The 10,766-nt window shown below is 61.2% G+C and carries 8 protein-coding genes; 4 read left to right on the top strand and 4 right to left on the bottom strand.

All coding sequences use genetic code 11. From position 1 onward, the window contains the following. Positions 1-169: 169 nt before the first annotated feature. Positions 170-997: an SDR family oxidoreductase gene (locus RE4_RS30420; RefSeq protein WP_021343271.1), complete on the bottom strand. Its 828-nt coding sequence runs from the start codon at positions 995-997 to the stop codon at positions 170-172. 24 nt (positions 998-1,021) lie between these two features. Continuing rightward, on the bottom strand, positions 1,022-2,575 hold the full coding sequence (locus RE4_RS30425) for an aldehyde dehydrogenase family protein (RefSeq protein WP_024488150.1): 1,554 nt from the start codon (positions 2,573-2,575) through the stop codon (positions 1,022-1,024). Positions 2,576-2,709: 134 nt separating this feature from the next. On the opposite strand from RE4_RS30425, the gene RE4_RS30430 reads away from it, so the two are divergent. After that, on the top strand, positions 2,710-3,951 hold the full coding sequence (locus tag RE4_RS30430) for a PucR family transcriptional regulator (protein ID WP_024488149.1): 1,242 nt from the start codon (positions 2,710-2,712) through the stop codon (positions 3,949-3,951). 84 nt (positions 3,952-4,035) lie between these two features. Here the strand turns inward: RE4_RS30430 and RE4_RS30435 are convergent, their stop codons facing one another. Further along, positions 4,036-4,656: a TetR/AcrR family transcriptional regulator gene (locus tag RE4_RS30435; RefSeq protein ID WP_024488148.1), complete on the bottom strand. Its 621-nt coding sequence runs from the start codon at positions 4,654-4,656 to the stop codon at positions 4,036-4,038. Positions 4,657-4,749: 93 nt separating this feature from the next. On the opposite strand from RE4_RS30435, the gene RE4_RS30440 reads away from it, so the two are divergent. The 3 genes from RE4_RS30440 (at position 4,750) to RE4_RS31945 (ending at position 8,650) form a co-directional block, all read left to right on the top strand. Then, entirely contained in the window at positions 4,750-6,108 is a 1,359-nt protein-coding gene (locus RE4_RS30440) for a cytochrome P450 (RefSeq protein ID WP_060939896.1), read from the top strand. A 162-nt stretch (positions 6,109-6,270) separates the two neighbouring features. Further along, positions 6,271-7,413 carry an acyl-CoA dehydrogenase family protein gene (locus RE4_RS30445; protein WP_024488029.1) on the top strand — a complete coding sequence of 381 codons (1,143 nt, stop codon included), beginning with the start codon at positions 6,271-6,273 and terminating at the stop codon, positions 7,411-7,413. Positions 7,414-8,407: 994 nt separating this feature from the next. Then, a complete protein-coding gene (locus tag RE4_RS31945) occupies positions 8,408-8,650 on the top strand; it encodes a hypothetical protein (protein ID WP_024488031.1) in 243 nt (80 codons plus the stop codon). A gap of 201 nt (positions 8,651-8,851) precedes the next feature. Here the strand turns inward: RE4_RS31945 and RE4_RS30455 are convergent, their stop codons facing one another. Beyond that, positions 8,852-10,483, bottom strand: coding sequence for a hypothetical protein (locus RE4_RS30455; protein WP_024488032.1), 1,632 nt, complete (start codon positions 10,481-10,483; stop codon positions 8,852-8,854). Positions 10,484-10,766: the final 283 nt, after the last annotated feature.

Raw genomic sequence — 10,766 nt, forward strand, 5'->3', positions numbered from 1 at the left:
TAAAAGGTTGTCCTCGGGCGACATCGGTGTCGCGGAAATGGAAGCTTTGGTGGTCATGAAGATCTTCTGTGCCTTCTGTCGTTGACTGAGATGAAGTGCTGTCATGTCGACTCCGGAAGAATCGGAGCGACGACCGAGACGAAGGGCCCGCGCATCGCGGGCAATCGGCTCAGCTGTGACGAGCCCGCTCTTCGTAGGCCCGCCTGGCTGCGGTGTCGACGTCTTCGAGAAACACTCTGTCCGTGTGAAGCGCTCGGGTGAGCGCTTCGCTGACCTGGCGGGGGAAGAACTTCTGACTGGCGGCGAGAGCGCCGACGAGCTTGGTCACCCGTACCTTCGGCTTGGGGCGTTCGATCAATGCCACGACGGCACGTGCGATGTCTTCCGGTTCGGCGTTCTTGAGTCCGGGAAGCCCCTTGGTACCCGCCGTCAACTCGGTGTTGACGAAGGATGGCAGTACCGCGGAAAACTCGATTCCCGTACCGCGGTGCTCCACCCGCGCGGCGTCGGTGAAACCGACGACGGCATATTTGCTGGCGCAGTAGGTGGCCAGTCCGGGCGTGTAGATTTCGCCGGCGAGTGAGGCGATGTTGACCACGTGTCCGCGGCCGCGCGGCAGCATTCGCCGAACAGCGAGTTTGGAGCCGGTGATCACCCCGAGGACGTTGATATCGAGGATCCGGCGGGTGACCGCGTCGGGTTCGTCCGCGATCCGGCCGGCGGGCATGATGCCGGCGTTGTTGACGAGCACGTCGATAGGCCCGAGCGTTGCTTCCACGTCGTCGAGGAAGGCCTCGAAGGATTCGGTGTCGGTCACGTCGAGCTTGCGGTAGCTGGTCAGGCCGAGTTGGGTCGCGGACTCTTTGAGTTTGGCCTCGTCGATATCCCCGATTGCCACCTTCGCGCCGAGTCTGGTCAACGCGGTCGCGGTTGCGAACCCGATTCCGCGGGCACCGCCGGTGATCGCGATGACGCGACCGTGCAGAGATTGTGTCATTTTCCTTGTGTCCTTCAGTCGTCGTTACAGGGAGTTCGAGCGGCTTGCTGCGGACAGTCGGCGGCGCGGGTCACGCGCGACGAGGGCGCGCAGCAGCCTGCCGCCGAAACGACCACGGAAGGGGGTGTACGGATACCAGAGCAATTCCCGCTTCATCACGGGTCCGCGCGGCATCGTGATCGCCTGCTGCCGGGTGTACTTGCGGATTCCGTATTCACCCCCGAATCGTGCGCCGAGACCGGATTGCTTCCAGCCTCCGTGCGGTAGCCCCAGCGCGAACAGATTGGAGAAGGCGTCGTTGATGTTCACCGCGCCGGCGTCGAGTCGGCGGGCGATCTCCTCGCCGCGGGTTCTGTTCCCGCACCACACCGTCGCAGACAGGCCGTACTCGGAATCGTTGGCCAAACGTACGGCTTCGTCGGCGTCGGCGACCTTGACCACGGGGATGGTGGGCCCGAAGGTCTCTTCCCGGATGCAGGCCATCGAATGGTTTACGTCGACGAGGACAGTCGGCTCGAAGAAGGTGCCGGTGCTCCCGGCTTTGCCTCCGGTCAGGGCCGTGGCGCCGCTGTCCACAGCGTCGGCGACGTGCCGGGCAACGAGGTCACGTTGCGCCTCGGTGGCCAGCGCGCCGACATCGGTGCGATATCCGTCGTCGTCGGTGCCCTGTCGGAGCGAGCCGACGAGTGCCACCAGTCGCGCGACGAACTCGTCGTGGACGGGGGCCTCGACGTAGACGCGTTCGATAGACACACACACTTGTCCGGCATTGAACAGGCCGCCCCAGGCGATTCCGGCTACCGCGCGGTCCAGGTCGGCATCCGCCAACACGATCGCTGGGTCTTTGCCGCCCAGTTCGAGGCTGCACGGCACCAGTCGCTCGGCAGCCCGCACCGCGATCGCTCGACCGGTTGCGGTGGAACCGGTGAACTGCACGAAGTCCACCGAATCCACTACCGCTGCACCGGTGTCGCCGCGGCCGGTGAGGACCGAGAAAACAGGGGGCGCACCAATGTCCGACCATCCCCGTGCGAGTTCGACGGCTGCCAACGGCGTCACCTCGGACGGTTTGAGCAGAACCGCCGCGCCGGCGAGCAGAGCCGGGATGATGTCCATCGCCGGCATCGCGAGCGGGAAGTTCCACGGAGTGATCACACCGACTACCGGGTAGGGGCGGACAGTTTTGATCAGTCGCTTGGTCATCGAGAGCGGTCCGTGGGGTTTCACACGCTCGTCGGCGAGAAACGTGCCGGCATTGTCAGCGAAGTAGTTGATCAGATCGCACGCGAGCGCGGGCTCGATGGCTGCTTCGGCGCGCGGTTTGCCGGTCTCGGACTGCAGTACGTCGATGAGATGGCGCTCGTTGTCGAGGAGCCAGTCCCGCAGCTTCCGTAGCCACTTGGCCCGACCTTTCGGCCCCAGCGCTTCCCACTCGACTTGGTGAGCGCGCAGAGATCGGACGGTCTCGGTCACTGTCTCGGAACTATTGTCCGGTACGCGCGCGACGAGGCGTCCGTCCGCGGGGCAGTGCACATCGATGTCGTCATAGCCCGTCTCGGCCTTGCTTCCGGATCTCATATGAACCCCGCCTTCTATGATTTGCGCCACGTCTTATTAGAATTACACAAGCGATCTGAAGTTTTCTTGGCGAAATAGGCCAAGGAGATTGGTCATTCTTGTACTTTGAATCCAAATACGAAAGAGGTGCTGACGTGTCCGCTGACGACATGGTGATGGCCTGGCTCCGGGAATTCGCTGCGGAGGCGCTGGTGCCCGGCACCCTCGATGGCCTTGTCGCGCGCTTCGACGCACCAATAGTGGCGGAGGTCCCCGAAGTTTCCGCGGACCGGGAGTTGCGGCGGGACCTCGATGCCAGCACCCGCGGGCAAGGGCGTGCGCTGTTGATCTGGCTCACCGACGACTCCGCCGAGGTGGACCTGCCGCTCGCAGCTCATGATCTCGCGCGCACGATCGCCCGACGAGGTCTGCATCTGAGGGTCTTGATGCAGATCTACCGAGTCGGCCAGAAGGCGCTGCTGAGGTTCGCCGCGGAAACGGCAAGTGAGCGCATCACCGACCCCGTACTGGAACCGAAGGTATTGATACGGCTCCTGGAGCGGGCGAATCACTGGCTCAACGTGTCGTTGGAGATACTCACCGATACCTACAGTGAGGAACGAGAGCGCGGATTGAGCGGCGCGTTCGCACGGCAGGCGGAAACCGTGCAGGCGATCATCCGAGGTGAGATCGTCGATGCAGCGGCGGCATCGAACCGTTTGAATTACCCGTTGATCAGGCATAACACGGCACTGGTGCTGTGGTTCGACAACGTGCCGTCAGAGCAGACCGAGGACGTGATCGGCGTCCTGAATTCCGTTGTCCGCGCGGTCGCGGCCACGATCGGGGCTCGCCAGCTACTGACTCTGCCGTCGGGATCGCGAGGGCTCTGGGCGTGGCTGTCGATGGACGTCGAGTCGGATCTCGCCGCAGTGGACATCGGTGCGGATATCCCGGCCGGGATATCGATCGCGATGGGCAACCCAGGCAAGGGAATTCGAGGATTTCGGCAAAGTCACACCGAAGCTGTTTCCGCTCAACATATTTCGGAACATCAGGAGGTTGCGGCTCGTCCGATTTTGTATGCAGACGTCGAAATTGTCCACCTACTCGACGGCCACCCCGACGCGGCGAGGGCACTGGTTTCGCGTGAACTACGCGGCCTCGACGGTACCGATGCAGCCTCCACCCAGTTGCGCCGCACTCTGCACACCTACCTGAATGTGAACCGCAGCCCGGACGCGGCAGCTCGCGCGCTCGGCGTGCACAAGAACACCGTGCGGTACCGCATCCAGCGCGCCGAGGAGATGCTCGGACACCCCATCGGGGCCAACCGGCTCAAACTCGAACTTGCGCTCGAATACGCCGACACCTACGGTCCGGCCATCCACGAGTGACACTCTCCAGCTGGCCGATGCCCTGCAGGGGTGTGGTTAGAGCCCTCGCTACCCGTTCGATCGTGAACTCCCGCACCCGACTCCTTACCGGTGGGCGGTGGAGGTGAATTGATATGTTGCCGCATCGACGATCTCGTCAGGGGTGATGGCGATCTCGTCGTTCAACCATGCGGTGACCAACTCGGCCAAGCCGCCCACAAACAGCAATCCGTTGATTTCGCCCTGGTGTGGTGGCCATGCCCGGTCGCCGTACATGCGGGTGGCTTCGTCGGCCACCATCTGAGCAAAACCCCGCAGCGCTGCACGTCGGTGTGTGCGCAGAGGTTCGAACGCTGCGGATTCGATCATCGCAACACGTCCCTTGCGTGGATCGTCGGTCAAGATGGTGACGAACGAGGCGATGGCATTTCGTACGCGCTGCTCGAGCGTCCCGCCGCTCGCTCGAAGTGCGTCCAGTCCGGCTTCGCGGACTTCGTCGGCGATTCCGTCCAGGACCTTCTGCAGGAGTTCGTCTCTGCTGGTGAAACTTTCGTAGAAGTACCGCTCGGTCAACTTGGCGTGCGCGCAGATGGCGGTCATGGTGGCGCCACTCTTGCCTGTGGCAGCAAAGACTTCCAATGCGGCTTCGAGCAAGGTTTCATGCCGCAGTGCTGCACGCTGGTCGCCGCTCAGGCCCGCGTATCGACGTGGCGTAGGAGAAGTCATAGGTCGATATTGACAGATCCGATCGCTGTGACGCAGACTACCCATATCTGACAGGATGCACTGTCAGATCAATGCGGAAGTCGAGGTTCATCCATGTCCAAGATCCTGGCCGATCCACCAGCACAGTCGCAGTTACTCCCGATCTCGGGCCGATCGGGGCTCCCCGGTGTCGGGCACGCACTCGAATACATCCGCGATCCCCTCGCCTTGATGCAAAAGCACTGGGACCGCTACGGCGAGGTCTCCTGGTTCTCGATGATCGGGCGACGTTGGGTCGCCGTCCTCGGACCCGACGCATGCCAAGAAGTGCTGCAGAACAAAGATCGAGCATTCGTCAACGGCGACGGCTGGTCAGTCCTGATCGGCCCCTTCTTCCACGGCGGCCTCATGCTTCTCGACTCGGAAGAACATCTACGACACCGACGAATCATGCAGCAGGCATTCACCCGATCACGCCTGGAAAAAACAGTCGACGTTCTCAACCCGGCGATCGCCTCGGCGCTCGACGCCTGGACTCCCACCGACGGATTCCGCGCCTACACCGCACTCAAATCACTCACCCTCGATCTCGCCACCGACATCTTCATGGGAGGCGCGGAAAGATCCACCGAGAGCGAAATCGACGCGGTGAAAAAAGCTTTCGTCGATTGTGTACAGGCAGCCACCTCAGTCGTGCGCTACAACGTCCCAGGAACCAGGTGGAAGCGAGGACTCGACGGACGCCGAGTCCTCGAAGACTTCTTCCGGCAGTACCTACCGGCACGCCGATCACACGAAACCGATGACCTGTTCTCCGTGCTCTGCCACATCGAATCCGAAGCAGGACAACGCTTCAGCGACGACGAAGTAGTCGACCACATGATCTTCCTCCTGATGGCCGCGCACGATACCTCCACCATCACCATCTCCACGATGATGCAATACCTGGGCCAACACCCACAGTGGCAGGACAGATGCCGGGCAGAGTCCCTCTCGTTGGGAACAGCGTCACCGAGCTACGCCGATCTCGACGGACTCGTCAGCCTCGATCTGGTCATGAAGGAATGCCTCCGGATCGTCTCTCCGGTACCGGTCATGGCGCGCCGCGCGGTCCGCGACACCCAGGTCCAGGGACATTTCGTGCCTGCAGGAACGTACGCGGCGGTGGTGCCGCATTTCACGCACCACATGTCGCAGTACTGGCCCGAACCAGAACGCTTCGATCCCGAGCGCTTCGCGGAGCACCGACGCGAAGACAAGGTGCACCGATACGCGTGGGAGCCGTTCGGTGGTGGTGTGCACAAATGCCTCGGCATGCACTTCGCCGGCGCCGAGATCAAAGCGATCATGCATCATCTCCTTCTGCGCTTCGACTGGCGCGTCGACGCCGACTACGTCGCCCCGCTCAACTTCACGTCCCTGCCGTTCCCCTCCGACGGACAACCGGTCGATCTGCGTTTCCTCGAGCAGTGAGGATACGCCAGAAAGCTTGCTCTACAGGCGGATGCAGTCACCGCTCCTGATCGCTCACATCATCGACGAATGCTCTGACGAGTTCGTACCGTCCTACGACAGTACGAACGGACGCAACGAAATTCAGTTCTCCCACAAAACATCGACGTAGTAGGAGTTGGCGTGGAACGTACCCTGTTCGAACCGGAACATGATCTTTTCCGGGAGTCCTTCCAGAAGTTCTTGGCACAGCACGTCGCACCCTTCCACGACAAGTGGGAAGAGCAGAACATCGTCGATCGCGACGTCTGGGTGGAAGCCGGCAAGCAAGGTTTCCTGGGAATGGCCGTTCCCGAGGAATTCGGCGGCGGCGGCGTCAAAGACTTCCGATACAACGTCGTCATCACCGAGGAAGCCACCAAGGCTGGTTACAGCGGTATCGGTTTCATGCTCCACAACGACGTCGTGGCGCCCTATCTGGTCGATCTGTGTAACGACGAGCAGAAACAGCGTTGGCTGCCGGGATTCACCTCGGGAGAACTGATCTCAGCGATCGCCATGACAGAACCCGGAACCGGCAGCGACCTGCAGGGCATCAAGACCAGAGCCGTCCGCGACGGCGATGACTGGATTCTGAACGGGTCCAAGACGTTCATCACGAACGGCATCAACGCCGATATCGTCGTCGTCGTTGCGTGCACTGATCCCGACATCGGAGCGCAGGGCTTCAGCCTCTTCGTTGTCGAGCGCGGAATGCCAGGCTTCGAACGAGGTCGCAACCTCGACAAGATCGGGTTAAAGGCACAAGACACCGCAGAACTGAGCTTCACCGACGTCCGAGTCCCCGCCTCCAACATGCTCGGCGAGGAGGGGATGGGCTTCCTCTACCTGATGAAGAACCTTCCCCAGGAGAGGCTTTCCATCGCCGTGGTCGCTGCTGCAGTCATGGAATCCGTTCTGGAAAGCACGATCCAGTACTGCCGCGAGCGCAAGGCCTTCGGCAGGTCGATCGGTAGCTTCCAGAACACCCGATTCGTACTGGCGGAAGAGACCACGAAGACTACGGCCGTCCGCGTTCTCGTGGACAAGTTCATCGAGCAACTCAATGCCGAGAAGTTGACCGTGCAAGAAGCGGCCATGGCTAAGTGGTGGACCACCGAAGCCCAGGTCAAACTGATCGACCGATGCCTCCAACTCCACGGCGGTTACGGCTACATGAAGGAATACCCCATCGCTAAGGCATACATGGATTCTCGCATCCAGACCATCTACGGCGGCACCACCGAGATCATGAAGGAGATCATCGGGCGATCCTTGAACCTTTGATCGAGCCCGTAATCAAGACCTGAAATGGAACTGTCGGCGGGCTGAATTTTCAATTTAGATATCTTTTCTTGTGACAAATTGAGCATCTACCGAAGCGATAGGCCCTGGGGAATTCACGATGGCGAGGAGTCACGGTGCGTCAGATCGGAAGAATTACCCTCTGAAAATTCGGAGATCGAACTCTCGAAGGCGGTAATCCGGGGCATTGAGAGGAGTCGTCATCCTCACTAAGTCCTCAGACGCTAACCGATCGTGTCGCACGTTGAAACCGTGACGTTGTAGACCGTGGGGTCACCGTCTGACTGCGGCCTGCCCGAGTCTCCGACTCCGTGAAGGAAACCGTTAGTGTGGTTCGCCCCCCCGGCAAGCTCATGGCAGCTTTTCTCGCTCAGTGCTGACCGCCTAGCCGAAATTCAGGGAACACCGACGATTCGGCCGAGCCTGTGATTCACCGCGTCCTCCTCCTGATCACAGGCTTGGACACTGATGCGTCGCCCGCGTTGAGGGAATGTGCTTCGGCGATGATCAGTCATCAAGATTTTGTCGTTTCCCGGCATCGGGCAGCTCACTGGTGATCTATACGCGGTAAGTGACGAGAATTTCCTTTCCCGCACCATCTCCTCGAAAACCCCACCTCAACGCGTTTTCACGAGAAATGATGTCGGTGGGCGCCGATACCGTGGTGCAATGACACTCGAGCAGGATGTACTGGCTCCCGACAGGTGGAATACCGGCATCGCAGCAGTGTCTCCCGACCTGACCGTGTCAATGACGGACCGGATCAGGCAGTCGATGTCCACATCACGTTCGGACGGAACCCTCCGCGCATATACATCGGCGTGGCGAAGGCTCTGTTCGGTGCAGGTCTCCTTATCCGTACCGACAACACCATCACAAACGTCAATGTTCTGCACCAGGAACTGAGCCGGACCCGCCCGCGCCGCCGCGTGGCCTTCGAACGGGAAGAGCAGCTTGTGGTGCGGCATGTGTCGCTGTGGCGATTCGAAGACACGAAGGCCCCGTCGGCAGCATCGCCCTGTGCGGCGACATCAGGACTGCTCAGCTCGAACGCGTCGCCCCATTGGTCGTCCACGCAGTCCGTGAGGTTTCTCGATCGTTGTACTCCGAACTGGACCCTCCCCGCCGCGCCCGTAAGACGCCTTCGGTGTCTTCGAACACGTTCTCGCCAGAGACGATGGATCGCCTCATGGCAGCATCGCCCGAACACTGGATCTGACGAATGTTTATCAGCCAAATCAACGGGAGTCCTTTCTGTACAGCCCGGGGCCTGCCTCAATCAACCCGCGATCATCCATACAATGTCGTCGGCGCTATCAATCGCGCCCGACCGGCAAAGGATTCGACCCGAACGCGGCTGGCATCACAGCCTTGACGAGGACCATCCCCCGAGTGAACCGGCCACCAGTTCAGCCGGCCATCAATCGACAGACAGTTCAGTAAACGAGTAAGGAGCCAGCACCATCTCCCCCGTCACCACGGTACGGGTACTGCCGACGGTGTCGGCGGGTGTGAATGCCGGATTGGACAGAGGCAGCGCGGTCAATGCATCTGCCGTAAGACGGTCCGGCAACGTCGACGGCAGAGTGACCCGAACCGGTCGATCGCTCAGGTTGACGAGGAAAGCGCCTGGATCGTCGCCTGCGAACATCGCCCCGGTGATTGCCGGTACCTGTGAGATACCGAGCGGTGAGAGGAGAGCTGCAGTCACTGTAGGCGCGGAATCTGCTCGCACGGCCTGAACTGTTGCGCCGCCCCGAGCGCGACCGTAGATCGGCGTCAAGACCTCGTTGATAGCGGTGCGCCCGAACTCCGTCGAACCGCCGGAGCCGTCCGCGAGGACCGCGTGGATTTCCTCGTTACCGTTTGCGGCCCGTGATCGTTCCGATGGATGCCCGTCGAGTGCGGCATGGATTACCGACATGCTCACTCGCGGTTCGGTGAGACTGGCGAGCGCGAAGCTCGCCACGCCGAGTCCGACGGCCCAGGTTTGCGGCACACCCGGAATCAAGTGCGGCGGGAATCCCGGGATTTCTCCTAGCGGCAGGTTGATCTGATTGTACTCGGACAGCCAGACCGACATCGACGGGGGAACTTTGGCGAGTGCTTTCTCTGAGAAGGCATTCCAAGCGACGGTTCCCCCTGCGACTGTCGCACCGATGTCTGCTTGAATCGGGTCGGGTACCCAGTACGGATGGATCGCGACTGCGTCCGCACCGACGATGTTTGCGTACAGTCCCTCGTTCCACTGCTGCAGACGCTCGCCGAGGACCGACGTGATCGTCGAAGAGTCGTCAGCACCGGAGACTGCGATCTCGATGCCCGGAAACTGTGCCCGCAGCGCAACAATCCAGTCATTCATGGCCTTCGCGTAGTCGGCGCCGGTCGGGTACACCTGCTGGTAGTACTCCGCCGGGTCCCACAGCTCGTTCCCCAACTCGACATACCTCACCTCCATCCCCAACTCTCGTGCTGCCCTGAGCATGTCGATCTGCTCGTCGAGAGTTGATGTGAGCACGTTCAGGTCGAAGATCGCAGTTGCTCCGGTTTCGCGGACCAACTGCGCCCAGTCTTCGAGCAACAGCGACTCTCTGCGCTCGTTCTGACCGATGAACAGACTGCCCTGACGTTCGTCGAAAAGGCCGGTTCGCCAGTCGATCCACTGCGAAGTGGTCCCGCCTTGCACCCGTAGCAATCCTGCTCCGAGACCGCCCAGTGCTTGTCGGAAAACCGGATCGTGCCATTGGGCAGCATTTTCCGGGGCAATGATGCGTGCACCGTTGAGTCCGAAGAAGTCGGCCGGTACTTGCCGGGTACTGCCCTGCGGAGACAGCACTGACTCCGCCGTGGAGGTGGCACCCAACGAACCGGTGCCTACGGATCCGACGCCGCTCTCCGGGTTTGCTACCGCGGCGCCCGACGCGACCAGCACCGACGCTGCGGTCAGCACCGCAAGTAGCCCGAACCTGCCACGAACTGATCGATTGTCCAACATGGACCAGATCATGCCACGAAGACCGCTGGTCGTGGTCTGATCTCGCCACACCGGCATGAGTCGACTCATTCACGTCGATCTGTAGCGACCTCGAGTGCATGTGCAGCAGGCCTGCGGGACATCCTTTGTCGTACCCCATGCCTGACGGGCCTTGACCCCGTGTGACGGACACGCTTGATCCTGGTCTCAGACCAAGGAAAGCGAGAAGATCTAACCCGATGACCAAAAAGAATTACACCGAAGAGTTCCGCCGTGACGCAGTCGAAGATGCCTTAGGTGCCGCAGCACTGACCCGCGGCGACCTTGCCGGCGCAGTCTTCCACGCCGATTGCGGAAGTCA

Source organism: Rhodococcus erythropolis NBRC 15567, from assembly GCF_001552595.1.
GTDB classification, from domain to species: Bacteria; Actinomycetota; Actinomycetes; order Mycobacteriales; family Mycobacteriaceae; genus Rhodococcus_F; species Rhodococcus_F erythropolis.